The sequence below is a fragment of the Klebsiella sp. 141198 genome (assembly GCF_050600785.1).
Lineage (GTDB): Bacteria > Pseudomonadota > Gammaproteobacteria > Enterobacterales > Enterobacteriaceae > Klebsiella > Klebsiella aerogenes.
Window position 1 is genome coordinate 870,281 of the sequence record NZ_JAQIRM010000001.1, and the last position, 25,123, is coordinate 895,403.

General features: G+C 55.7%; 26 protein-coding genes. 16 read left to right on the forward strand and 10 right to left on the reverse strand.

Going from position 1 to position 25,123, the window contains the following annotated elements; translation table 11 throughout:
* The first annotated feature begins 35 nt into the window (after nt 1–35).
* The 4 genes from PGR10_RS04215 (at nt 36) to PGR10_RS04230 (ending at nt 4,622) form a co-directional block, all read left to right on the forward strand.
* On the forward strand, nt 36–1,343 hold the full coding sequence (locus PGR10_RS04215; protein WP_015705501.1) for an MFS transporter: 1,308 nt from the start codon (nt 36–38) through the stop codon (nt 1,341–1,343).
* A 17-nt stretch (nt 1,344–1,360) separates the two neighbouring features.
* Nucleotides 1,361–2,125 (forward strand): SDR family NAD(P)-dependent oxidoreductase, encoded by a 765-nt coding sequence (locus PGR10_RS04220; protein WP_087859597.1) that lies wholly within the window; start codon nt 1,361–1,363, stop codon nt 2,123–2,125.
* 45 nt (nt 2,126–2,170) lie between these two features.
* Nucleotides 2,171–2,584, forward strand: a complete 414-nt coding sequence (locus PGR10_RS04225) for an RbsD/FucU domain-containing protein (protein WP_045360957.1) — start codon at nt 2,171–2,173, stop codon at nt 2,582–2,584.
* 322 nt (nt 2,585–2,906) lie between these two features.
* The gene (locus PGR10_RS04230; protein WP_430923013.1) at nt 2,907–4,622 is read left to right on the forward strand and encodes an ABC-F family ATP-binding cassette domain-containing protein; all 1,716 of its coding nucleotides are present in this window, start codon (nt 2,907–2,909) and stop codon (nt 4,620–4,622) included.
* A 45-nt stretch (nt 4,623–4,667) separates the two neighbouring features.
* On the opposite strand, the gene PGR10_RS04235 is transcribed toward PGR10_RS04230, so the two are convergent.
* Complete coding sequence (locus PGR10_RS04235) at nt 4,668–5,609, reverse strand: bifunctional helix-turn-helix transcriptional regulator/GNAT family N-acetyltransferase (protein WP_059443947.1); 942 nt, start codon at nt 5,607–5,609, stop codon at nt 4,668–4,670.
* 250 nt (nt 5,610–5,859) lie between these two features.
* Here PGR10_RS04235 and adhP point away from each other — a divergent pair, with 250 nt between their 5' ends.
* The 7 genes from adhP (at nt 5,860) to PGR10_RS04270 (ending at nt 14,138) form a co-directional block, all read left to right on the forward strand.
* Complete coding sequence (adhP, locus tag PGR10_RS04240) at nt 5,860–6,870, forward strand: alcohol dehydrogenase AdhP (protein WP_015366486.1); 1,011 nt, start codon at nt 5,860–5,862, stop codon at nt 6,868–6,870.
* 158 nt (nt 6,871–7,028) lie between these two features.
* Nucleotides 7,029–8,651, forward strand: a complete 1,623-nt coding sequence (locus PGR10_RS04245) for a TIGR04028 family ABC transporter substrate-binding protein (RefSeq protein ID WP_430923014.1) — start codon at nt 7,029–7,031, stop codon at nt 8,649–8,651.
* Between the two features lie 9 nt (nt 8,652–8,660).
* On the forward strand, nt 8,661–9,605 hold the full coding sequence (locus PGR10_RS04250; RefSeq protein WP_411324946.1) for an ABC transporter permease: 945 nt from the start codon (nt 8,661–8,663) through the stop codon (nt 9,603–9,605).
* Nucleotides 9,602–10,453 (forward strand): ABC transporter permease, encoded by an 852-nt coding sequence (locus PGR10_RS04255; RefSeq protein WP_430923015.1) that lies wholly within the window; start codon nt 9,602–9,604, stop codon nt 10,451–10,453. The genes PGR10_RS04250 and PGR10_RS04255 overlap by 4 nt, the downstream gene beginning before the upstream one ends.
* The gene (locus tag PGR10_RS04260) at nt 10,450–12,051 is read left to right on the forward strand and encodes a dipeptide ABC transporter ATP-binding protein (protein ID WP_430923016.1); all 1,602 of its coding nucleotides are present in this window, start codon (nt 10,450–10,452) and stop codon (nt 12,049–12,051) included. Before PGR10_RS04255 ends, PGR10_RS04260 begins: the two co-directional genes overlap by 4 nt.
* Nucleotides 12,051–13,037, forward strand: a complete 987-nt coding sequence (locus PGR10_RS04265) for a putative FMN-dependent luciferase-like monooxygenase (protein ID WP_183269077.1) — start codon at nt 12,051–12,053, stop codon at nt 13,035–13,037. Before PGR10_RS04260 ends, PGR10_RS04265 begins: the two co-directional genes overlap by 1 nt.
* A gap of 9 nt (nt 13,038–13,046) precedes the next feature.
* Nucleotides 13,047–14,138: an alkylhydroperoxidase domain protein gene (locus PGR10_RS04270; protein WP_113373313.1), complete on the forward strand. Its 1,092-nt coding sequence runs from the start codon at nt 13,047–13,049 to the stop codon at nt 14,136–14,138.
* On the opposite strand, the gene araJ is transcribed toward PGR10_RS04270, so the two are convergent.
* The 6 genes from araJ to PGR10_RS04300 form a co-directional block, all read right to left on the reverse strand.
* The gene (gene araJ, locus PGR10_RS04275; RefSeq protein WP_430923018.1) at nt 14,139–15,320 is read right to left on the reverse strand and encodes an MFS transporter AraJ; all 1,182 of its coding nucleotides are present in this window, start codon (nt 15,318–15,320) and stop codon (nt 14,139–14,141) included.
* A gap of 84 nt (nt 15,321–15,404) precedes the next feature.
* Nucleotides 15,405–16,121 (reverse strand): ABC transporter ATP-binding protein, encoded by a 717-nt coding sequence (locus PGR10_RS04280; protein WP_348854703.1) that lies wholly within the window; start codon nt 16,119–16,121, stop codon nt 15,405–15,407.
* Nucleotides 16,121–16,993 (reverse strand): ABC transporter ATP-binding protein, encoded by an 873-nt coding sequence (locus tag PGR10_RS04285; RefSeq protein WP_087859586.1) that lies wholly within the window; start codon nt 16,991–16,993, stop codon nt 16,121–16,123. Before PGR10_RS04285 ends, PGR10_RS04280 begins: the two co-directional genes overlap by 1 nt.
* The gene (gene livM, locus PGR10_RS04290; RefSeq protein WP_087859585.1) at nt 16,990–18,276 is read right to left on the reverse strand and encodes a high-affinity branched-chain amino acid ABC transporter permease LivM; all 1,287 of its coding nucleotides are present in this window, start codon (nt 18,274–18,276) and stop codon (nt 16,990–16,992) included. Before livM ends, PGR10_RS04285 begins: the two co-directional genes overlap by 4 nt.
* Nucleotides 18,277–18,285: 9 nt before the next feature.
* Nucleotides 18,286–19,200: an ABC transporter permease subunit gene (locus tag PGR10_RS04295; protein ID WP_032711708.1), complete on the reverse strand. Its 915-nt coding sequence runs from the start codon at nt 19,198–19,200 to the stop codon at nt 18,286–18,288.
* A gap of 111 nt (nt 19,201–19,311) precedes the next feature.
* On the reverse strand, nt 19,312–20,427 hold the full coding sequence (locus PGR10_RS04300) for a branched-chain amino acid ABC transporter substrate-binding protein (RefSeq protein WP_015366474.1): 1,116 nt from the start codon (nt 20,425–20,427) through the stop codon (nt 19,312–19,314).
* Between the two features lie 561 nt (nt 20,428–20,988).
* Between PGR10_RS04300 and PGR10_RS04305 the strand changes: the two genes are divergently transcribed.
* Together PGR10_RS04305 and PGR10_RS04310 are read left to right on the forward strand one after the other, a co-directional pair.
* Nucleotides 20,989–21,267, forward strand: a complete 279-nt coding sequence (locus tag PGR10_RS04305) for a hypothetical protein (protein ID WP_087859583.1) — start codon at nt 20,989–20,991, stop codon at nt 21,265–21,267.
* A 53-nt stretch (nt 21,268–21,320) separates the two neighbouring features.
* Nucleotides 21,321–21,506, forward strand: coding sequence for a hypothetical protein (locus PGR10_RS04310; protein ID WP_430923020.1), 186 nt, complete (start codon nt 21,321–21,323; stop codon nt 21,504–21,506).
* Nucleotides 21,507–21,519: 13 nt separating this feature from the next.
* On the opposite strand, the gene PGR10_RS04315 is transcribed toward PGR10_RS04310, so the two are convergent.
* Nucleotides 21,520–21,828 carry a monooxygenase gene (locus PGR10_RS04315; protein WP_430923021.1) on the reverse strand — a complete coding sequence of 103 codons (309 nt, stop codon included), beginning with the start codon at nt 21,826–21,828 and terminating at the stop codon, nt 21,520–21,522.
* A 194-nt stretch (nt 21,829–22,022) separates the two neighbouring features.
* Here PGR10_RS04315 and ppk2 point away from each other — a divergent pair, with 194 nt between their 5' ends.
* The 3 genes from ppk2 to PGR10_RS04330 all read left to right on the forward strand — a co-directional run bounded on the left by ppk2 (nt 22,023) and on the right by PGR10_RS04330 (nt 23,537).
* Nucleotides 22,023–22,841, forward strand: a complete 819-nt coding sequence (gene ppk2, locus PGR10_RS04320) for a polyphosphate kinase 2 (protein ID WP_430920904.1) — start codon at nt 22,023–22,025, stop codon at nt 22,839–22,841.
* A gap of 187 nt (nt 22,842–23,028) precedes the next feature.
* Nucleotides 23,029–23,214, forward strand: coding sequence for a hypothetical protein (locus PGR10_RS04325; protein ID WP_113373308.1), 186 nt, complete (start codon nt 23,029–23,031; stop codon nt 23,212–23,214).
* The gene (locus PGR10_RS04330) at nt 23,211–23,537 is read left to right on the forward strand and encodes a CcdB family protein (RefSeq protein ID WP_430923022.1); all 327 of its coding nucleotides are present in this window, start codon (nt 23,211–23,213) and stop codon (nt 23,535–23,537) included. Before PGR10_RS04325 ends, PGR10_RS04330 begins: the two co-directional genes overlap by 4 nt.
* Before the next feature lie 51 nt (nt 23,538–23,588).
* Here the strand turns inward: PGR10_RS04330 and fdnI are convergent, their stop codons facing one another.
* Entirely contained in the window at nt 23,589–24,245 is a 657-nt protein-coding gene (gene fdnI, locus PGR10_RS04335) for a formate dehydrogenase-N subunit gamma (protein ID WP_213793984.1), read from the reverse strand.
* Nucleotides 24,238–25,122 carry a formate dehydrogenase subunit beta gene (fdxH, locus tag PGR10_RS04340; protein WP_045414098.1) on the reverse strand — a complete coding sequence of 295 codons (885 nt, stop codon included), beginning with the start codon at nt 25,120–25,122 and terminating at the stop codon, nt 24,238–24,240. Before fdxH ends, fdnI begins: the two co-directional genes overlap by 8 nt.
* Between the last annotated feature and the right edge of the window lies 1 nt (nt 25,123).

Genomic DNA, 25,123 nt, shown 5'->3' on the forward strand with positions numbered 1-25,123 from the left:
CTTTTGTACTTTAACGAGTATAACCGGAAATAATGATGAACCTACAATCTGCGCAAGATATAGAAAAGAGCGCCATTAAGAAATTGACATGGCACATTGTTCCATTAATGATATTGCTTTATTTTCTGGCTTTTCTTGATCGTAATAATATGGCCTACGCCGCAATGGCGCTGGAAGATAGCCTTGGCCTGACGGCCACCGCCTTTGGCTTTGCTTCGGGAATATTTTTCATCGGTTATTTTATGTTTGAAATCCCCAGCAACGCCGGCACGATTAAGTTCGGTCCGCGGCTGTGGTTTGCGCGTATTCTGATAACCTGGGGAATCTTTGCTACTTTGATGGGTTTCGTCAGAACGCCGACCGAACTCTATATCTGTCGTTTTATGCTCGGCGTGTGCGAAGCCGGTTTCTTCCCTTCGGTGGTGTACTACTTCACGATCTTTTTTCCGCCCGCCTGGCGGACCAAAATTCTCGGCATGTTCATTATTGTTCAGCCGCTATCCAATGCCGTCGGCTCACCGATTTCAGGCTTAATTCTGCATATCGATAACGGCTGGTTTGGCCTTGAATCCTGGCAGTGGTTATTTATCCTCGAAGGTATTCCGCCGATCGTTATCGGCCTGTTCATCCCTTTTATTATTAAGAATTCACCGCAAGAAGTCGGCTATCTCAACGCTGAAGAAAAGGCGTGGTTAATGAGTAGTACAAACCGTTCAAAATCAGGTAGCAAAGTCTCGCTGGCTGAGTTTGCCAGCGGTATTAAAAATCCCAAATATCTGCTTTATGCGCTGCTGAACTTCGGGATGGTTTGCGGGATTTACGGCTTCGGGATGTGGCTACCGTCGATTATTACCGCCATTTCCGGCGATGATATTCTGCGCGTTAGCCTGATTGCCCTCATCCCCTACGGCCTGGCGGCGCTACTGGTTTATCCATGGAGTATGCTGGCCAGTAAAACGCGAAAAATCGCCGTTTTTGCCGGTATCAGTATGGTCGTTGCCGCATTAGGACTCGCCGGCGCGGTGGTGTTCTTTAAGTTCAACGTCGCGATTTCACTCTCATTCCTGACCATTGCCGCCATTGGTATCTATACCGCGGTACCGTGTTTCTTATCGATGCCTGCCAACGTCTCGGCAGGCGCAGCGACGGCCGCGGGTCTCGCCGTGGTGAGCTGCATCGGCAACCTGGGCGGCTTCGTCGCTCCCTACGTGGTCGGCCTCCTTAACGATTTCAGCCACAGCAGCACGCCGGGCCTGATATTCCTCGCTATGTGCCTGCTGATCACCGGCCTGATTTGCATTTTCTACTGCGCCAGACAGCGCGAAGGCGTCATTCAATCCTGAAAATTTAAGGAAACATCATGGGAACTCTTATTGGAAAAAAAGCATTTATCACCGGCTCTGAACAAGGTATCGGCTGGGCTACGGCGGAAAAACTGATTCTGGCGGGATGCGATGTCTTTTTGCACTATCACAGCGGAGAAGAAGGCCCGCAAAAATTGGCGGCTATCGCCAGCGCGCGAGGGCAAAAAGCGGCCTGGCGCTATGCGGATTTGATTGACACTGAGGACGCGACCGCCTGCGTGCAGGCCGCCGCGGAATTCCTCGGCGGTATCGACATCCTGGTGAATAACGTTGGCGGGATCGTCGGGCGTAAGTGGCTTGGCGAAATTGATCGTCAGTTCTGGCAAACGGTGTTAGACGTCAATATGACCACCATGCTTAACGTCACCCAGGCGGCGCTTCCCTGGCTTAAATCGGCAACGGATGGCGCCAGCATTATTAACCTCGCCTCGCTGGCGGGGCGCTCCGGGGGGCATGCCGGTTCTCTAGCCTATTCAACCACAAAAGGGGCAATTCTGACCTGGACACGCTCGCTGGCGGCTGAGTTGGGCGAGCACGGCGTGCGCGTCAATGCGGTTGCGCCAGGACTTATCCTCGGCACCCGTTTTCATAACCGCCACACCACACAGGCTTCGGCTGACGAAACCATCCGGCAAATTCCGCTTAAGCGCGCGGGAACGCCCGATGACGTCGCCCGCGCTATCACTTTCCTTGCCGGCGAGTATGACGGATTTATCTCCGGCGCCACTATCGACATTAACGGCGGAATTTATCGCATGTAATGCAAACCGGGCGGCCAGAAATCGCCGCCCGCCAGGGAGTTCCTGATGATCAAATTCGAAATTATCCATCCACAACTGCTGGCTGCTCTGGCGTGCTGCGGCCATAAATCACAAATTCTCATCGCGGATAGCAATTTTGCCTGTCGCGTTAATGCCAATGCCGATGCCACGTTGATTCAGCTCAACCTCGCGCCAGGCATGGTTCCGGCAACTTACATCGTCGAAAAACTGCTTACCTGCGTTAATGTCGAACACGCGACGCTGATGGCATCGCCAGCGGAATTCACTAACACCATCGCCAGTGAATACCGGGAACTTCTACCGACAAACTGCCCGCTTGAATATGTCGAACGCGAAGCTTTCTACGCAAAGTCCCGGTTGCCATTGACCCAACTGGTCATTGCTTCCGGCGAACAGCGTCGTTTTGCCAACCTACTTCTCACCGTGGCCCCGGCCTAACCGTCATACCCGCCGCCGATGAGACCGGCGGCGCGATCCTCAATGCTGGTATCTGGTCAAAAGACAATTTAGCCACTACACTCCCTGCATCCATCAACCTACTGAAAAAATAAGGAGGATCCCCATGCTGTACTGTGAACTGTTTAATGTTTCACATACATTTGGCGATCGCACCAGCTCAAGCGTTATCGGTATCGTGCTGCGATAACTTTAGCTTGAGCGAAGAAGCCAACGTCTAAATCCCTTCCTCGGGCTTACCGGGTTATCGTCAGCGATGTTTGACGAGGCATTCTCATGCCTGTAACTCTTGAGTAAGTTCACAATGAGCACACTTTTAAGCGCACAATCTCTCCACGTTGATACGGCCTTTGGCCCACTTTTCAACGACCTCTCCTTTACCCTGAAAAAAGGCGACCGCATTGGCCTTATCGGCTATAACGGTTGCGGGAAAAGCACGCTATTGCAGGTGCTGGACGGCACTCTCACGCCGAATTCAGGCAGCGTATCGCGGGCTAATCACTGCCTGCTGGCGCGCGTGGAACAACATCTGCCTGACGCCCTACTCAGCCAACCGCTATTGCAGGTGGTACTGGAAAAACTGGCGCCTGGCGAACGGGATTCGCTGCGCTGGCAAGCGGAGCGGCTGCTCGCTGAAATGGGTTTTACCGTTCAACAGACCCAACAGCAAGCCGCCACCCTGAGCGGCGGGCAACATACCCGTCTGTTGCTCGCCCGCGCGTTGATCCAACAACCCGATTTGCTGTTACTGGATGAGCCTGGCAACCATCTCGATCTGCCGACCCTGCTGTGGCTGGAAAGCTTCTTGCAAACCTGGCAGGGGAGCTTCGTGGTGGTGTCGCACGATAACCTCTTACTGGATGCTGTAACTAATACCAGTTGGATTTTACGCGATAAAACGCTGCACGCTTTCTCGCTACCGTGCAGTGCCGCCCGTCGGGCGTTGGAGGAGCAAGATGCAAGCGATGCTCTGCGCCACAAAGCGGAACAAAAGGAGATCGACCGCGTCGCTGCCAGCGCTAAACGGCTGGCCATCTGGGGCCGGGTTTACGATAACGAAGATCTGGCGCGTAAAGCCAAGCAGATGGAAAAACAGGTTTCACGCTTGAAGGATAGCCAGACGGAGCTCACCGCCGGCACGCCGTGGCGTCTGGAGGTGCATGGCGACGCCGTTCGCGCCGATCGTCTGCTGGAGATGGAAAATCTCCCCGTGCCGCCGGCGCCCGGTCTCCCCGCCCTGTTCACCACCGGTCTGGCGCGGCTGCAAAGCGGCGACCGGGTAGCGATAATGGGGCGCAACGGCGGCGGGAAATCGTCGCTGCTGCGCCTGTTATGGCGGCAAATGCAGCAACCGGCTACCGAAGCCGGGTTGCGTTTACATCCGCGGCTACATCCGGGTTATTACGATCAAACCCTGCATCAACTGGCGGATGAGGCCAGCCTGCTGGAGGCGCTGGAGCCCTTTGAGCCTTCGCCGGAAACGCGCAAGCGCGCGCTGATTTCCGCCGGCTTCGGCTGGGCGCGACACGGACAGAAGGTCAGCACTCTCAGCGGCGGCGAACGTTCGCGGCTGCTATTTGTCGGCCTGTCGCTGGCGAGCTATAGCCTGCTGCTGCTCGATGAACCCACCAACCATCTGGATATGGAGGGTAAAGAGGCGCTGGCGGCGACGTTGCGGGATTATCCCGGCGGCCTGCTGCTGGTTAGCCACGATCGACAGCTCATCAGCCAGAGCTGTAACCGCTTCTGGTTAATTGATGAAAACGGGTTAAGCGAGTGGCACGACGTCGACGAGGTGTACGCCCGTCTGCGCGGCAACGAGCGCCTTCAGAGCCCGGCGACGCAAACGCCGCCGCAGTCGCCGCCCGTCGACGACCTGCAAGAGGATTTGCTGGAACGTCTGGTGATGCTGGAACAGCTATTGGCGGACGATCTGCAGCGTAAGCCGAAGCATCAGAAGCCGCAGCTACAGGCGCTGTGGCGTCAGGAGATTGAGGAGATAAATATACAGTTGAGTTAAATGCCTATGCCACCGGAGCGTCAGCGCCCCGGTGGCATGACGGCTTTAGCGGCGGGTAAACTGCTGCTCAAGCATGGTCTTCCCCCATTGATCGCCCTGCCACTCTTTACTCAGCGTAAACCCAAAGGATTCATATAATTTACGCGCCGCCTGCAAGCCGCTAAACGTCCATAGCTGAACCGCATCGAAGCGCTGATTATCACAAAAGTTGATAGCTTCAGTCAGCAAGCGGCGCCCCACGCCGCTGCCCCGACAGCCATCGCCGAGAATAAACCAACGTAGATGCGCTTCATTATTACCAAGATCTTCGCCATCAATGGCGACAGAGCCGACGATGACGCCATTTTTGACCGCCAGCCAAATCTGGTTACGTTGATTGTTCAGCCTGCCAGAAAATTCAGCCAGACCGCTGGCGACTTTACCTTCAAAAAAATGCCCGAAGCCGTAATGACGGGCGTAATACTCACCGTGCATTTGCGCAATGCGGCCAATCATTCCCGGCTGATAGCCGGTAACTATCGTGATGTCGTTTGGTCTGCTCGTGACCGGCTGCTGACGACAGCGCTCAAGCGCCCACGAATAGGCCGTCAACCCCTCGGCAACGATCTGCTGCTGTGCGCTATCCAAATGCGCCAGCGCCTCAATCACCCGCATGGCGCCGTACTCATGAATGCGGGCGACCGTCGCCTGCCCTTTGGTTGTCAATGAGAGTTGTTTAAAACGCCCGTCATCAACACAACCATTTTCCTCTATCTCGTTAGCGGTCTGCAGGCGCGATAACATTCGGCTGACGCTCGATTTGTCCAGCCCCAATACCTGCACCAGTTGCGCGGCGGTCAGCGCGCCATGAGTAGAAATCTCCAGCAGCGCATGCACCGCTGAAGGTGAATAGTCGGTCGCCGCCAGCGTGCTGTTCATAAAGCCGAGCTCGCGCACCATCAATCGTGATGCGGAACGAATTTGATTGATAAGTAAAGTGTCAGGCATGGTAATATCCGCGAAAGGTGGTTGCATTATACAACCATTATCAACACGCCCTGTCAATGACCCTGGCATACTCAGCTCCTTTCGGGTTGCGCCCCCTAAAATTGGTATAAACGGATGAATATTGTGTCAAATATGCGGCAAATCCCCCCATTCCCAACCATACCGCTTGTAATTAGCGACATAAGATCTAATCCTTAATGAGTATTATTTTCGCTGTTAGCACCTTCGTATCATTAACAAGGAGAAACGCATGAAAGCTGCTGTAGTCACCCACGACCACCAGATTGATGTAACCGATAAAAAGTTACGCCCGCTGGAGCATGGCGAAGCGCTGCTGAAAATGGAATGCTGCGGGGTCTGCCACACTGACCTGCACGTGAAAAACGGCGATTTCGGCGATAAAACCGGCGTCATTCTCGGCCATGAGGGCATCGGCATCGTGGAAAAAGTCGGCCCTGGCGTGACGTCGCTGAAGCCGGGCGATCGCGCCAGCGTGGCGTGGTTCTTTGAAGGCTGCGGCCACTGCGAATACTGTAACAGCGGCAACGAAACCCTGTGCCGCTCGGTGAAAAATGCCGGTTATACCGTCGATGGCGGGATGGCCGAAGAGTGTATCGTCACCGCCGATTACGCGGTCAAAGTGCCGGATGGACTGGATTCCGCCGCCGCCAGCAGCATCACCTGCGCCGGCGTCACCACCTATAAAGCGGTGAAGGTCTCACACATCAAGCCCGGCCAGTGGATTGCCATTTATGGCCTCGGCGGCCTGGGTAACCTGGCGCTGCAATATGCCAAAAACGTCTTTAATGCCAAAGTGATCGCCGTTGATGTCAACGACGGGCAGTTGGAGCTTGCCGCCTCTATGGGCGCCGATCTGACCGTGAATTCACGCAATGAAGACGCCGCCAAAATCATTCAGGAGAAAACCGGCGGCGCCCACGCGGCCGTGGTTACCGCCGTTGCCAAAGCGGCATTTAACTCCGCCGTGGATGCGGTTCGCGCCGGTGGCCGCGTCGTCGCCGTTGGCCTACCGCCAGAAGCGATGAGCCTCGATATTCCGCGCCTGGTGCTGGACGGAATTGAAGTAGTAGGTTCGCTGGTAGGTACCCGTCAGGATCTGATTGAAGCCTTCCAGTTTGCCGCCGAAGGCAAAGTGGTGCCGAAAGTCACTCTGCGACCGCTTGGTGATATCAACGCCATCTTTAAGGAGATGGAACAGGGGCAAATCCGCGGCCGCATGGTTATCGATTTCCGCCGTTAATTCTGTCTGACTCTGCCAGACGAAAAAGTCTAACCTGCTGACTATTCCCGCATCTTGGGAATAGTCAGATTTCGCAAATGCTTAGCGCAAATCGTTGGTTCCTTTGTATTCCGTCGCGCCCGATGATGGCAAGACAATAGATAACAAAGGAATTCACCATGCAAAATCGCTTTCGCCTGCCTACGCTTGCCGCCCTTTTTATCGCAGGCGCGTTTTCGGTTTCGGCTGCGCAAACGCCGCTCAAAGGCGGCACCTTAATTTATCTGGAACAACAGCCGCACACCAATCTCTATCCGCCGGCCGGCGGTTTTTACCCTAACGGCGGGATCCTCAATCAGATAACCGACAAGCTAACCTGGCAAAACCCGGAAACGCTAGCTATCGAGCCGTGGATCGCCGAAAGCTGGAGTAGCAACGACGAGAAGACCGAATATACCTTTAAGCTGCGGCCTGGGGTCACCTTCTCTGACGGTACCCCGCTCGATGCCAATGCGGTCGCAAAGAATTTTGATACCTACGGTTTGGGCAATAAAGCACTGCGCCTGCCGGTTTCCGAAGTGATCAACAATTACGATCGTAGTGAAGTCATCGATCCGTTGACCGTCAAATTCTATTTCAAAAAGCCCTCACCGGGATTCCTGCAAGGGACCGCAACGATTGGCTCCGGGCTGGTTTCCCTCAGCACCCTGGCGCGGAGCTTTGAGGCGCTGGGCGATGCCCGCAATATCATCGGTTCAGGCCCCTTTACGGTAAAAGATGAAAAACCGGGACGCGAATTAACGCTGGTGGCGCGTAAAGATTATCAATGGGGGCCGAAAAATCTTGCTCAGCAAGGCCCGGCGAACCTCGACGGCATTACCTATATCGTAACGCCGGAAGATAGCGTACGTATTGGCGCGCTGCTGGCGGGACAGGCCGGATTTATTCGCCAGGTGCAGGCCTATGATGAAAAACAGGCAACCGACCAGGGCTTTAATATTTATGCCGCGCCGACGCGCGGCGTTAACGATAGCCTGAGCTTCCGTCCGGATAACCCGCTGGTTGCCGACCAGCGAGTACGCCAGGCATTACTGCATGCAACCAACGCCAAACAGATTGTTGAGACCCTTTTCTCGCCAAACTATCCGCAGGCAAGTTCCGTTATCGCCCGCACCGCGGCGGGATACGTCGATTTGAGCGACAAACTGGCCTTCGATCAGCAGAAAGCTAAACAGCTGCTGGATGAGGCGGGCTGGACGGCGGGCGCGGATGGTATCCGACAAAAAGCGGGACAACGGCTGGCGCTAACCGTCTATGAATCCCTACCGCAGCCGCAGAACAAAGAGGTGCTACAGCTGGTCGCGCAGCAATGGCGTCAGGTTGGCGTGGCCTTAAGCGTGAAAGCCGGCGACGCCGGCAGCCGGGTACTGGATAATCTCGACCCGCTGAAAACACCATTGACCGTTTCTGAAGTCGGCCGCGCCGACCCGGATGTGGTGAAGAGTATGTTCTTCCCCGCCAACCGCGATGCCCTACTGCAACAGGGCGGTTCGAGCGACAAAGTAAAAACCTTCCGTGACGATAAGCTCAATGCCCTGTTAACCGCAATCTCTGCCGAAGTGGATGCGCAAAAGCGTCTGCAGTTAACTGGCGATGCGCAGCGTTATCTGCTGGATAACGCCTACGTCATTCCCATCTTTGAAGAACCGCAGGTCTTTGCCGGCGCACCATGGGTAAAAGGCGTACGTTTTGAAGCCGTGGGCCGTCCGTCGTTTTACGGCGCATGGCTGGATAAACACTAAGGGGGCGCCATGAGCCACTATCTTTGGCGACGGTTGGCACAAGGCGTACTGGTGCTGTGGGCAGCCTTCACCCTGACCTTTTTTCTGCTGCAGGTACTGCCCGGCGACGCGATTTTGATTAAGTTTCAGAACCCCGATCTGGGGCTGAGTCCGCAACAGATCGCCGAAATGCGCGTGGCCTATGGTGCTGACAGTCCGCTGTGGCGGCAATATTTCCACACTTTATTGGCCATGCTGCGGGGAGATTTCGGCTATTCACTGCAAGCGGGACTGCCTGTCAGTTCCCTGATTGCCAGCAATTTACCCGACACGCTGGCGCTGGCGTTGCCGGCCTTTGCGCTGGCGGTTCTGCTGGCCTTTGCGATTGCTATCGCTTCGCGTTTGCCGGGGCTACGCGGTATCAGCAATTTGCTACAGTCGTTGCCGGTGCTGTTTATTTCACTGCCGACCTTTTGGCTCGGCATCGCCTTAATCCAGATCTTTTCATTCCAATTGCACTGGGTCCCGGTTATCAATCCCGGACCACTGCAAGGGCTGGTGCTGCCGGTTATCGCGGTGGCGATACCGATTTCCGCGCCGCTGGCGCAAATTCTGTTACGCGCCATGGATCATATCGCCGCACAACCCTTCGTTGCCGTTGCTCGTGCCAAGGGAATGAGCGAAACGCGGGTGTTATGGCGGCATGTCATCGGTAATGCCCTGTTGCCGACATTAAACATTGCCGGCCTGCTATTGGGAGAACTGATCGCCGGGGCCTTAATTACCGAAACCGTTTTTGGCCGCAGCGGGCTCGGCCAACTGACGCAACAGGCGGTGAATAATCAGGATATTGCCATTCTTCAGGCCGTGGTGATGATTTCAGCGCTGGGCTTTGTCGCGATCAATCTGCTGGTCGATCTGCTGATGCCGATGCTCGACCCGCGCTTAAAACCCCTGCGCGGAGGTGCGCTATGAGTCTGGTCGATTACGCCTCGGCGGTGCGACGCCGTCCGGTCAACTGGCGCCGTTTTTCCTTCCAGCCGGGGCTGTGGCTGGCATGGTCGGTGATGACGGTTGCGGTACTAATGGCTTGCGCGCCGCAATGGTTCACCGCGTTTAATCCGCTCGACGGCATCGCCGGCGCTCAGCGTCTGGCGCCGCAGGCCGGACACTGGTTGGGTACCGACCAGCTCGGGCGCGATGTGTGGAGCCGCATCGTCTACGGCGCTGGGCATTCGCTTTCCGCGGCCCTGGCCGCCGTCGCCATGGGACTGGTTGTCGGCACCGCGTTGGGCACCGTTGCCGGCGCGTTGGGCGGACGGGTCGAAGCGGTCGTCATGCGGATTGTCGATATTCTACTGGCTATCCCCTCGCTCCTGCTTTCGCTAACGGTAATCATACTGCTCGGTTTTGGCACCCTGAACGCCGCCATGGCGGTCGGGGTTGCCGCTATCGCCAGTTTCGCCCGTCTGTCGCGCGCCGAAGTCGTCCGCATTCGTCACAGCGACTATGTCGAAGCGGCCTACGGAAGTGGAGGCACTTTTTTAGCCGTATTCTGGCGGCATATTCTGCCTAACTCGCTTTCGCCGGTGCTGGTTTTCGCCACCCTACAATTCGGCCAGGCTATTCTCGCCCTCTCAACCCTGAGTTTCCTCGGCTACGGCACTCCGCCGCCGGTGCCGGAATGGGGATTACTCATCGCCGAGGGACGTAACTATCTTTCCACCGCCTGGTGGCTCACCACTTTCCCAGGGATCGCGGTCATTGCCGTGGTACTGGCAGCCAATCGTATCAGCCAACAACTCAATAGGGATCGCCGATGAACGTGCTTAGCGTAGAAAACCTGACCATTAGCTACCGCTCGGGCGGGCAGTGGCGCGAAGTGGTTCATCGGGTGAGTTTTACGGTTAAACGCGGCGAAATGCTGGCGTTCGTCGGCGAATCCGGTTCGGGTAAAACGACAACCGCTCAGGCGATTATCGGCCTGCTGGCGGAAAACGCCCGCCTCGATGCCGGGGCGGTTCGCCTCAACGGTGAAGAGATTAGCCGCTGGTCTGGCAAGCGGCTGGATAGCCTGCGCGGGGCCAGAATCAGCCTGGTGCCGCAGGATCCCGGCAACTCGCTGAACCCGGTGCAAACCATTGGCGCGCAGGTCGGCGAAATACTCCGCCTGCATCAAAAAAGCAGTAAAACGGAGCGTCGACAGCAGGTTATCGCCCTGCTGGAAAAAGTCGGCTTAAGCCATCCTGAGCTGCGCGTAGACCAATATCCGCACCAGCTCTCCGGCGGTATGAAACAGCGGGTGCTGATCGCCATTGCCATCGCCCTGAAGCCGGATTTGATTATTGCCGACGAACCCACCAGCGCGCTCGACGTGACGGTCCAAAAAAGAATCCTCGATCTGCTCGATCATCTGCGTCGTGAATCCGGCACCGCGGTGCTATTTGTCACTCATGACCTCGCGCTGGCGGCGCAGCGTGCCGACCGGCTGGTAGTCTTTCGTCACGGTGAAATTCAGGAGCAGGGCAATACGGGTGATGTGATTCGCACCCCGCAGCACGGCTATACCCGCCAGTTGCTGTGCGATCTGCAGGGACAGAACCTGCACTTAACCACCGCCATTCGCCCGTTTGTTACGCCGGCAATACGGGTTGAAGGCCTGAGCAAACGCTTTGCGTTAGGGGGGAGTCATCTCCAGGCGCTGGATAACGTAAGCTTTATTTTACCGCGTGGCAGTACCCATGCGCTGGTCGGCGAATCGGGTTCAGGAAAAACCACCCTCGCCCGCATCTTGCTGGGTTTTGAGCAGGCCGATAGCGGACAGGTGACCATCGATGGTATTGCCAGCGGACAATTGAGCCGCGAGGCCCAGCGCCAGCTGCGGCGCAAAATTCAGTTTGTTTATCAAAACCCTTTCGCCTCTCTCGATCCCCGCCAGACCCTGTTCGACATCATCGAAGAGCCGTTGAAGAATTTTCAGCGCCTGACCAAAGATGCGCGGCGTCAGCGGGTAGAGTCCGTCGCCGCCCGCGTCGCGCTAGCGCCGGAGCTACTCAACCGAACCGCTCGCGAGCTCTCCGGCGGCCAGCGTCAGCGGGTCGCTATCGCCAGGGCGTTGATCCTCGACCCCACGATTCTGGTGCTTGATGAGGCCACCTCAGCGCTGGATGTCACGGTGCAGGCGCAAATTCTCGCCCTGTTGCTGCAATTACAGCAACAGCTAGGGTTGAGTTATCTGTTCATCACCCACGATCTGGCGACGGTAAGCCGCATCGCCCATAGCGTGACGGTACTGCGCGCCGGGCAAGTCATCGAACAAGGCGAGGTTAAGCAGTTGTTCGCCGCGCCGCAGCGTGACTATACCCGCGAGCTGCTTGCCGCCATTCCTCATTATCACGCACCCAGCACGGAGATTGCATGATGCCTAAACGCCTCGGATTTTTCACCCGCCTACTTGACCGCGCCACGCCGCAAGAGCGCTATCGCCTGGCGACAGAGCAGATCCGCCACGCGGAACGGCTGGGCTTTGATAGCGCCTGGGTGGCGCAACACCATTTCCATGAAAATGAAGGCGGTTTACCGTCGCCACTGGTGTTTCTTGCCCACGCGGCGGCCCATACGCAACGGATCCGTCTCGGTACCGCCATCATTACACTGCCGATGGAAAACCCACTGCGCGTCGCGGAAGACGCGGCAGTGTTGGATTTACTCGCTGATGGTCGCCTGGAAGTGGGTTTTGGTTCCGGCGGGACGCCAACCTCCTTTCTCCCCTTTGGCCTGGCCTGCGAACAACGCGGCGCGGTCTTCGCCGATCATCTGCATTTGATTGAAAGCGCCTGGCGCGGCGATACGTTGGCTCATCCTGACAATCATCTTTATCCGCCCGCGCCGCAGCTGGCGGAGCGAATTTGGATCGCCACCTTTTCGATTGAAGGCGCTATTCGGGCCGCTAAATCCGGCCATGGGTTGATGCTATCGCGCACGCAGCCGCGCCCTCCAGGTCAAAGCGAGCTGCCGCTGGATGCGATTCAGAACCCGATTATCGATGCCTACCTCGCCGCGCTGCCTGCCGGCGTGTCGCCGCGAATTCTGGCCTCCCGTACCGCGTTTATTGCCGACAGCCAGGCGTACGCGCTACAGACCGCGGAGCCAGGATTAAGTAAACAGGCGGCAGCCCATCGCGCTGCCGGTCATGAGATCATTGGTGACAACGTCACGGATTATGCCCGCCAGCTTGATGCCCACATTGGCGATGCGCCACATGTGCTTGCATCGCTTGCCAAAGATAGCGTGCTAACCCGCGTGACTGACATTTCGTTTCAGGTCCATTCGGTGGAGCCATCGCATCAGGACACGCTGCGTTCTATCGAACTCATCGCTAAACACATTGCCCCGCAATTCAGATAAGGAGTCGCTATGAGCTTAAGTCAGGATATTTTGGCTGAACTGGCGGAGATCGCCGCCGATTCACCGCTAGGCAAGGCCCGCGCGTTGCGCGACGCTGCGACCCGCCACGCCCAGGGAAGCTACGAGGTGCTATTTAGCCAACAGGATGAGGATTTTCCGCTCGAGGAACGTTTCGCCATCGCCGCAAAAGTGGCCAGACTTCATCAGGCAGATGCGCTGGCGGCGCATTACGCCGGTTTCGGCCTTGCCGACCCGACAACCCCACGGCTTGCCGCCGCGCTGGGATTTGCCCGCCTGCTGACCTTTACTCCGGTGGAAGCGACGCCAGCGGCGTTACAAACGCTTAGCGACGCGGGCTGGAGCCTGCGCGGCATTGTGACGCTGGCACAGCTTATTGCGTTTGTCAGTTTTCAAAGCCGATTGCTGAGCGGCTTGCGTTTGTTAAATGGTAAATCAATTTCCGAAGCCGAGACCCCGGTGGTCGCCGGATACTGGCACACTCATCCCCGGACGGCCAGCGGTAAACCTGCGCCGGTGGCCTTTACGCGCGATGAATTACACTGGGAACCGTGGATTGCCGATAAGCCGCTCGCTGAATTTAATTCCGCCGAGCAGGCGCTACTGGCGCAGTTCGGCCACAGTGACTCCCCCTACTTCCGCCTGCTGGCGCGCAACCAACCGGTGCTTGAACAGCGCACGCTAACCGATAAAGGGATCTTCTATACGCCGGGGGGGTTGCCGCGTGCCGAACGTGAACTGGCGGCAACGGTGGCCAGCAAAATCAACGGCTGCATCTACTGCGCGTCGGTACACGCGCGCAAGGCGGCGCAGTTGTCAAAAGATGAGCGAGCGGTGGAGACCCTGCTGGCGGTGACGCCTGGGGAAAATCTCAGCGATGGTCAAGGGCCGCGTTGGCAGGCGGAGATTGACGCCGCCGCCGCGCTTTCCGTTACCCCGCCCGCGATAACCCCAGCGCATCTCAGCGCGCTGGAGAAGCAAGGGCTGGATATCGTCGAACAGCTGGACCTGCTGCAATCGGCGGCATTCTTCGCCTGGGCTAACCGCCTGATGCTAACCCTTGGCGAACCGTGGCGAGATTAATCAGGCCTGCTCTGCCTGAGTAACGCGATGACGCGTTACCCGCCGCTGATATCGCGCATACAGCAGCAATGAACTCATCGCCAGGAACGACAGCGCTGCCGCCGGCAGCGCAACCGAACGCCAACCCGCGCCAAAGGTAATCATCATCCCGCCGCAGTAGGCGCCAATCGCGCTGCCGAGGTTAAACGCTATCTGCCCGCCCGCCGCTCCGAGCATTTCGCCGCCTCTGGCATTTTGTAGCAGTAATATTTGCAGCGGCGCGGCGAGTGCGAAGAGCCCGGCGCAGCAGATAAACGCCAGCGCCAGCGAAGCCAGAGGCTGTATGCCGAAGGCAAAGATGAGCAGTAACGCCGCGACAATGACGCCGTTGGTCATCGCCGCAATACGCAGCGGACTATAGCGCCCAGAGATCCTACCGCTAAAGAGATTACCTAAAACCATCCCCAATCCGACCAGCATCATAATGAACATCATCGCCGACTCGCTAAAGCCGGAGACATTCATCATGAAGGGCTTGATATAGCTAAACCAGGCAAAAACGCCGGCATTGCCGAACATCGTGGCGGCGAAAATAAACCACGGCGCCGGGGATTTAAGGAAATTGAATTGTTCGCTGAGCCGGGAGGCGGATTTGTCATATAGCGTCGGCACCCAGCGCAGTATCGCCAATAGCACCAGCACATCAAATAGCGCGATGGCCGTGAAGGTATAGCGCCAGCTGAACTGATGGCCAAGCCAGGTGCCAGCCGGTACGCCAAGCTGGTTTGCCACCGTCATTCCCGCTATCATCCCGGCGACCGCCGCGGTAACCCTGCCCGGCGAGGCGATTTTCGACAAAATAATCGCCCCGACGCCAAAATAAGCGCCGTGAGGAAAACCTGAAATAAAGCGACCGAGCGCCAGCATGGGATAACTTGAGGAGCAGGTAAATAACGCGTTGCCTGCCACACATAGCGCCACCAGAAACAGCATCACCGATTTCAGCGAAAAACGGCTGGAAAACAACGCCATGACAGGCGCGCCAAACACCACGCCAAAGGCGTACCAGGAGATCATGTTGCCGGCCGCGGGGATGGTAATACCGACATCATGGGCGATTTCCGGCAATACCCCCATGATGCCAAACTCCGCCATTCCGAGGCCAAAGGTTCCCAGCGCTAAGGAAAAAATCGTTTTCTTCATCTAGTCGGTCACTTTAATGTGCATTCACGACGTTAGTGTAACCGATTTCACACCCTGTTTTCTCCCCCTACGACTGACGAAAACTTAACCCATCCCCAGGTAAGCATTTCTGACTTCCGGGTTATCCAGCAACTCTGCGCCGCTACCGCTCAGACGTATTTCGCCGTTGACCAGCACATACGCGCGGTTAGCCAGTTTTAGCGCGTGGTACGCATTTTGCTCCACCAGTAGCAGCGTCATCCCCTGGGCGGTCAACTCGCGCAAGATGCTGAAAATCTGCTTCACCACCAGCGGCGCCAGACCCAGGCTCGGTTCATCTAATAGTAATAGCTTTGGCCGACTCATCAGCGCGCGGGCGATCGCCAGCATTTGCTGCTCGCCGCCGGAGAGCGTCATCGCCCGCTGCGCGCGACGCTCTTCCAGCCGTGGAAACAGCTGATACATCCGCGCTTTATCTTCATTCTGATAACGATTACCAATGGGAATAGTGCCCATCAGCAGGTTCTCTTCCACCGTCATATCGGCAAAAATGCGCCGTCCCTCCGGCGCCTGGGCAATACCGTGGGTGGCGATATAGTGCGTCGACTGGCGGCTAATATCATGTCCGCGATAGATAATACTGCCATCGGTAATCCGCGGCTGGCCGAAAATGGACATCAGCAGCGTGGATTTTCCGGCGCCGTTAGCGCCGATTAACGCCACCGTTTCGCCTTCATTGACCGTTAGCGATACCGACTTCAGCGCCTGGATTTGCCCGTAAAAAACATTAACCTCGCGAAATTCCAGCAACGGTTGGCTCATCAGGCGATCTCCTGTTCATCGGTACCAAGGTATGCGGCGATCACGCTCAGGTTGGATTGGATCTCAGCCGGGGTGCCATGAGCAATAACATCGCCGTGGTCGAGTACAATCACACGATCGGAGATTTCCATCACCATGCTCATATCATGTTCGATCAGCAGTATGGTGACGCCATGATGTTCTCGCAGAAAACGAATAATCCGGCTCAGGGCGCGCGTTTCCGCCGGATTGAGTCCGGCTGCGGGTTCGTCAAGACACAGTATTTCCGGCCCGGTACACATCGCGCGGGCGATCTCCAGTCGCCGCTGCTGGCCATAAGAGAGCGTTCCCGCCAGTCGATTGGCGCAGTCGACCATCTCCACCACTTCCAGCCAGTAAAAGGCCCGCTCTAATGCGCGGTTCTCCGCCTGCCGATAGCCTCGGGTATTCAGGATCCCGGCGATCAGATGGCGGTTGACCTGCATATGCTGGGCCACCATCAGATTTTCAATCACCGTCATTTCGCGAAACAAGCGGATGTTCTGGAAGGTACGCGCCAGCCCGGCGCGGTTGACCAGATGCGCGCCGCCGAACATTTTGTAGTACATCCGCCGCCCCAGGCGCGCGGGATGGAAAAAATCATCGGCATGCAGCTTCTGCCCGAGAACCTGAATCACATCGGTTATTCGTTGCCGGGCATTAAGACGAATGGCGCCGCCGCTGGCGCGGTAAAATCCGGTCAGGCAATTGAACACCGTGGTCTTGCCCGCGCCGTTCGGGCCAATCAGGGCGGTGATCGATCCGCGTTCAACCTCGAGATTGACATCATTCAGCGCTTTAATCCCGCCAAAATGCATCATCAGATGCTCGACCTGCAATATTGCATCGCTCATGGCGCGACTCCTTTGCGGATTTCCACCCCGGTACGCCCGGTACGCACCAGCCCGCGCGGCCGCCAGATCATCATCAGGACCATCAGCACGCCAAAGAGCAGAACCCGGTATTCGTCAAAGCCACGCAGCAGCTCCGGCGTGACAGTCAGCACGAAAGCCGCCAGCACAACACCTAATGTCGAGCCCATGCCGCCTAATACCACGATAGCGAGAATCAGCGCCGACTCGAAAAAGGTAAACGACGTCGGGTTCACGAAGCCCTGATAAGTGGCGAAAAAGACCCCGGCGATGCCGGCCGTCGAGGCGCCGAGCATAAACGCGGACAGCTTAACCAGCACGTGATTCAGCCCCATCGCCCGGCAGGCGATTTCATCTTCCCGCAGCGCCTCCCAGGCACGTCCAATCGGCATTCGGGTCAGGCGGTGCTTTATCAGCAGCACCATCAGTACCACGATAAACAACACGGCATAGATAAAAATAAATTTAAGGTTGGGGTTGTAGGCAATATGCAGAAATTCATGAATCGGGGTACCGCCCTCTTTGGCTCGCCGGGCAAACTCGAGGCCGAAGAGCGTTGGCGACGGCACCGAAACGCCGTTGGGGCCGCCGGTGAAACTTACCCAGTTGTTGAGCACCAGACGGATGATTTCGCCGAATCCCAGCGTCACAATAGCCAGGTAGTCGCCATGCATTCGTAAAACCGGAAAACCCAATAACGCCCCCGCCAGCGCCGCCATCACCGCCCCCAGCGGCAGCATTGCCCAGAACCCCAGGCCAAGGTATTGATAGCCGAGCGCCAGACCGTAGGCGCCAATGGCGTAAAAGGCGACGTACCCCAAATCAAGTAACCCCGCGAGACCCACCACGATGTTTAATCCCAGCCCCAGCAGGACGTAGATAAGCCCGAGGATCGCCACGGTGAGCAGGTATTTACTGGCCATTAACGGGAAAGCGATAGCCGCAATCGCCAGCAGCGGCAGGACAAAACGTAGCCGACTACGATAGCCAGGGGGGCGGACGAATACCCCCTGGTCGTTGCCTTCAAAACGTCCGACAAACCGCTTTCCCCTGCGGGTTTGCAAAAGCAGGCTGAGCAGCAGACGCCCCACCATTACCACCGCTACCAGCACGATGACGCGCTGTGGGGAAAGCGTAAAACTGTACCCCTTCAGCACGATCCCCACGATCGGGCCAAAGACTATCAGCGCGCATAAACCGGCCAGCACGCTATCGATAAGGCTGCGCTTGACGTCGATGCCGTCTAAACGGGAAATATCGGTCATATGCCCCCCTTAGACCTTGGCCACAACAGGACGGCCTAACAGCCCTTGCGGACGGAAAATCAGAATCGCCACCAGCAATGCGAACGAGAAGACATCCTTATAATCCGAGTTTACTAACCCGGCGAACTGCGCCTCGGCGACGCCCAGCAGCAGGCCGCCAAGCATCGCCCCCGGCAGCGAACCGATCCCGCCCAGTACCGCGGCGGTGAAGGCCTTAATGCCGATAATAAAACCGATATAAAAATCAAACGTGCCGTAATTCATGGTCACCAGTACCCCGGCGAGTCCCGCCATGGCCGCGCCAATCATAAATACCAGCGAGATCACCCGATCGGTGTTAATGCCGAGAATGGCCGCCATCCGCCGGTCCTGCTGGGTCGCGCGGCATACCCGCCCAAGCTGCGTATGGTTGATTATCCAGCTCAGCACCACCATGCCGACGAAAGCGGCGAGCAGGATGAAGATTTTGGTCCAGGTGATTTGCACCACGCCATCACCTACCGTAATCCGCAATACGCCGTGCATCAACGTCGGGATCCCCTGTTGATTAGGGCCCTGACTCAGTTGCACGTAGTTTTGTAAAATCAGCGACATGCCGATTGCCGAAATCAGCGGCGCCAGACGCGTTGAATTCCGTAGCGGCCGATAAGCAATGCGTTCGATGGCCCAGCCGTACACCCCGGTGACGATAATCGTAAACACCAGCGTGCCGAAAATAAGCAGCGGGAAAGAGTGAATACCGAAGTAGGCCAGCAGCGCCAGCCCGATAGCGCACAGGTAGGCTGAGACCATATATACCTCGCCGTGGGCGAAGTTAATCATACCGATGATGCCATAAACCATGGTGTAGCCAATGGCGATAAGCCCATATACCGCGCCAAGCGTTAAGCCATTGATCAGTTGTTGCAGAAAGAATGCCGCCATAGGAACCATCCTGCCAGTCAAGGTGCAGCAGACGCAGAGGCCTTAACGTCTGCTGCTTACGGTGGTACGACGCCCCTCTGATGAGGGCGTTATGCGCACTACAATCCCGGGTTACAGCTGATGATATTTGCCTTTATCATCCCATTGATAAACCACGTAATCCGATACTTTCAGGTCGCCTTTGCCGTCCCAGGCTTTTTTACCCATCACGGTATCGACGCTGTGGTTTTTCAACCATTCGCTGGCTTTGGCATTATCGGTACCGGCAGCGTTATAGGCCGCGGCGATAGCCTGGATTGAAGCATAGGCGTAAAGGGTATAGCCCTCCGGTTCAAAACCGCTGGCGCGGAATTTGTCGATCACCGCTTTACCTTCAGGAATGGTGCGCGGATCTTTACCGAAGGTCATTAACACGCCATTGGTAAACTGCGGCCCGCCCGCGGCGGTAACCAACTCTTCGGTCACCACGCAGTCGCCGGAGAAGAACTTAGCCTGGACGCCCTGCTCGCGCATCTGGCGCACCAGCGGGCCGGCTTCCGGATGGCAGCCGCCGAAATAAACCACATCCGGTTTCAGGGCGCCGATTTTGGTTACCAGGGCATTGAAATCTTTTTCCCCGCGGGATAGGCCTTCATACAACACCTCTTTCGTCCCGCGTTTAGCGAGCGCCGCGCGCGTCGCGTCGGCTAATCCCTGACCGTAGGTATCTTTATCGTGAATGACGGCGATCTTCTTCGCCTTCAGCACATCCAGCATGTAGTTGGCGGCAATCACCCCTTGCTGGTCATCGCGCCCGCACATGCGGAACATATCTTTCATTCCGCGTTCGGTGATCTGCGGATTGGTGGAACCCGGCGTGATGGTCAGGATGCCGGCTTCGTCATAGACCTCGGAGGCGGGCATCGTCGAGGAAGAGCAGAAGTGACCCACCACCGCCGAGACGCCGGAGTCGTCAACCAGGCGGTTAGCCACCGCCACCGCCTGCTTGGGTTCACAGGCATCATCGCCCTGCACCAGCACAATTTTTTCGCCTTTGATTCCCCCGGCGGCATTAATATCAGCCGCCGCCTGCGATGCCCCTTTCCAGTATTGGGCGCCATAGGTCGCATTCGGCCCGGTAAAGGGGCCGGCCACGCCAATCTTCACATCCGCCTGTGCGTAAAATGCCGCGCTCAAACAACCTGCTATTGCAAAATGCAGAGTCAACTTTTTAAGTTTTAAAGACATTCGGATAGTCCTCAGCGATATCGAACAGACGCCACAAACTGGCGCAGTAAAAACCACTTACAGCGTAACGTGCCAATGCTGGAATAAGCCGTAGCGGCTTCGGTAGATAAAGCAAAAAACCCGCCAGGAAGAGAGGTATCGCCAGATCGATTACTAATAGTCGCGTAGCGTGACCGCAATCGGTACCACCCGGCAATACGCCAGTCTTTACAGGTCAGGAGGTCTGTTGCCGTCACGTGGCCTGCCGGGAACGCTGGTGTCCATACCGACAGTGAGCTAAACATAGAACGACTTTAGCAACCTTGCGCACCGGGCTGGTGCAAAAGTGCGGAGATGATCAAAACTAGTGAAAATTTTGCTGCATTAATGTGAAATTAACGACAAGGGCATGGGGAATGCTCGGTAATACAAGTAGCTACCATAAAGAATTGCCGATGAATAGCAACTTTATACTAGCAGAGGGCGATTACGCTTTGAAACATTAACTTCTTTTACGTATTATCTTAACCCTTGCTCTTTTTACCTGCCGCCGTGGCGGGTTTCGTCTCATGGATGAAAAGTATGACTTTAAAAAAATTAATTATTATCGCCATCAGCGCGCTTTCTATTAACGCCAGCGCCTTCGCGGCGGGCAGTCTCGCCGACCAGTTACACTATACGCCGCCGGAACCGGCAGACCTTGCCGCTAATCCACAGACAGAATCGCCTGAATCGAAAACGGAACAACCAAAATTAACGATGACTCCCGACGTTAATGCCTACACCTATTACAACGAAAAGGTGAATCCTGTCACCAATGATATTGACCGTATTGAACAAGGCGGCGTCGTTGAATTCTGATTTATACCGGCGCAGCGTTCGCGCCGGTAAACATTGACCACGGAGTATTCGCCATGATGAAGGATTATCTGATCATTGCCTGGATTACTATTGTCGCCTGCTGGCCCATTACGTTACCGGTGTTAGCCGTGGTCGCGGGAATACTTTTCTATTCCCACCATCGCGTGGCGGGAATCGTGGTATCCGGGCTGTTTATCCTCGAAGCCGTGGCGGCCTGGCAGTTTGAACGCTATATGTAACCACGGTCTCATTTTAATTGAGCGGCCCGTGGTTAATCTGGCTTAGCGGTAAATTGACGTCGAAAATTTTGTAGAACATCTCCTGCACACCAAATTGCTGCAGGCGGGCGGCGTGTTTTTTCGCATAAGCCTGCGCGCTTTGTTCATCTTCAAACAGATATATGCCACCGGCTTCCTGCGTAGCGCTATTCTCCGTCCAGATCTTCCAGATAAAACCGGGCTCGTGGTTAATAGATTGCGCGAGTTCGGCTAATTGCGTCGACATTTCATCGCCAAACGGGCCGCTAAAAGCAAAGTTCACTTGCAGAAGTTTATTCGACATACTCTCTCCCTGAATGATTTTAGTAAATTGACGAGACTATCCTACCCGATTCCTGATTAAGCAACAGTGAGTTGATGCGCTTAATGGCTATCTTGCGCCCTCCACTGGATGAGAAGTTTTCCGCCGCTTTGTCTGGCTCTGATTACACTTTAAACAGCGACCTGCCTTTCAGGCCACCACGCATGAGGACAGCCATGGGAAACAAAAAGAACACCGTTGCGCCCGTCATACCCGCCAAAACGGAGCCGTTAAGCGAGAAAGCGTATCAGCAGGCGTTACGTAAACTGCACGTCGAGTTGGTCAAGCTACAGCGGTGGGTCGTGCATAAAGGGCTTAAGGTATGCATCGTATTCGAGGGACGCGATGGCGCCGGCAAAGGCGGCACCATCAAAGCGATAACCGAACGCGTCAGCCCGCGGGTTTTCCGCGTTGTCGCCCTTCCCGCGCCAACCGAGCGCGAACGCAGCCAGCTCTATTTTCAGCGTTATATCAAACATCTTCCCGCCGCCGGCGAGATAGTGATTTTCGATCGCAGCTGGTACAACCGGGCCGGCGTTGAACGGGTGATGGGATTTTGTACCGAGGAGGAGGTGCAAAAATTCCTCGACGGCGCGCCAATGGTGGAGCGTGGGATGGTCGATTCCGGCATTATTTTACTGAAATACTGGCTGGAGGTGACGCCGCAGGAACAAGAACGGCGCCTGCGCGACCGTATTGATGACGGACGCAAAATCTGGAAACTATCGCCGATGGATATTAAATCTTTCAACCGCTGGGATGATTACACCGCAGCGCGCGATGCGATGTTTGCCGCAACCGATACCGCCTGGGCGCCGTGGTTTGTCGCCCGCTCGGAAGATAAAAAACGCGTGCGCCTGAATATTATTACCCACCTGCTTTCGCAGATCCCCTACGAGTCTCTACCAACGGAACACATTACCCTACCGAAACGTAAAATTGGCAAAGTGAAACCGACTCATTTTCCTTTCCGGTTTATTCCTGAGAAATTTTAATGGAATGGTTTTATCACCTTTGCGCAGTATTCCCCCTGCGCAAAGGGTTATTACAACAAACGTTAATATTTCATCTGTTGCGTTGCGCTGGAATCCGCCTCGCAAAATAAATATTAAACTTACTGCTGAGGTTTATTTTTATGTGAGTAAAGAGAATAATCACTGAACCACCAGTAAGGAGCCTACGATGAAAAGTAATACGCTACGTAAAAGATGTATTGACGTGCCAGCCCAGAAGGAGTCAGCGCAGGCAGGAAAGGATTTACGAGAAGCCGATAAACAGCAACAGCATAAGGAATTCATTGCCGCAATGAATGAATTTATTGCAAAAGCAGGTACTCTCACAGATGATGAATTTTTCAGGGTGCTATGATGCTTGAACAATTCAATGTCTATCGAAATTGTTCTGCACAAACAAATAACACCCTGCCGTATTATATGATAGTGCAGAATGATTACTATGCTGACCTGGCCACTAGAGTCATTATTCCTTTAATGCGGGCGCGACAGTTACCTCGTTGGCATCAGCATGTCGCCCAAAGGATAAATATAGAGTTTGACAGCTTTTTACTTTGTACGCCGATGATCAGTAATTTAAATAATAAACGAATCCAGCCACAGGATTTCGTCTGTAATCTGAGTTGTGCACGTCAGGGGGTCATTGATTCAATCGATACACTTATCACTAACTGCTGAATGCCGGGAGCCCGCCCCAATATCTTCGGAGCGGGTTTCCCCCGTAAAGGCTTACTTCATTCCCTCACGGCTCTCTTTTTGCGCTTCCAGACGTTCGACATCGCGATACCAACGCGGGTGATGCTTCTTCGCCCAACGGCGGCTGACCTTACCTTCAATCATGCCTTTAATCGACCCTTTAACCCAGAATGCCATATACATATGGATGAGGATCGCATGGATCAGGATAATTGCCGAAGTGGCGTGTATCAGCAGGCTGTAACGGATAACCGGAATCGGAAAATAGTCCGCAAAATACGGGCGCCAGATAATCATCCCGGTCACCAGCAGCACAAAAATCATGCTCATAATGGTCCAGAACATCATCTTCTGCCCGGCGTTATATTTCCCGACGCGCGCGACCTTATGTTCGTTGCCTTTCAGAACCTCCACGATGCCTTTCAGCCAGGGGATATCCTGTTTATCAGGGATATTGTGGTGGACAAAACGCACAAACATAAACATCAGCGCGACAAAAATCAGCACGCCGAAAAACGGATGCAGGATACGCCCCATCTGCGGGGTGCCGAAGGTTTCCGTCAACCATTGTAGCGTCGGGAAGAAAAACGAAATCCCCGACAGCGCCACCAGGAAGAAACAGATAACCACCGTCCAGTGACAGGCGCGGTCGATGAATTTGGTGCGCACTATCATTTTCGATTTACTCATCGTGTTCCTCCTCGTCATCGTCAACTTCCTTGTTCGGCCCGATACCAATGTAGTGGTAAATCAGCCCGGCAAAGGTGGCGATAAAGCCCGCCGCCGACAGCGGTTTCAGCGCCCCCTTCCACAGATTGATACTGGTATCGATCTGCGGCGCTTTCGGCAGCTTGTGATACAGCTCCGGCTGGTCGGCATGATGCAGTACGTACATCACGTGGGTGCCGCCTACGCCCTGCGGGTTGTAGATCCCGGCGTTGGTATAACCGCGTTTTTTAAGCTTATCCACCCGCTCCTGCGCCACTTCCAGCATCTCTTTTTTCGTGCCGAAGTGGATTGCGCCGGTAGGACAGGTTTTCACGCAGGCCGGTTCCTGACCGACGCTGACCCTATCCACGCACAGCGTGCATTTATAAACCCGGTTATCCTCTTTATTGAGGCGCGGAATATTAAACGGACAGCCGGCAATGCAGTAGCCGCAACCAATGCAGTTTTCCTGCTGGAAATCGACGATGCCGTTGGCGTACTGAATAATCGCCCCGGCGGACGGGCAGGCTTTCAGGCAGCCCGGCTCCTCGCAGTGCATACAGCCATCCTTGCGGATAAGCCACTCCAGCTTGCCGTTCTGTTCGGTCTCGCTAAAGCGCATTACCGTCCAGGATTTAGCGCTGAGATCCGCCGGGTTGTCGTACACGCCGACGCAGTGCCCCACTTCATCGCGAATGTCATTCCACTCGGAACAGGCCACCTGGCAGGCTTTACAGCCTACGCAGGAGGAGACATCGATAAGCTTGGCGACTTCCGCCTTATAGTCCCGCGCGCGTGGCGCGGGAGTTATCGGGTTGGTCGCGGAGCGTTTAATAATGTCTTGTGTTTCCATCGCCATT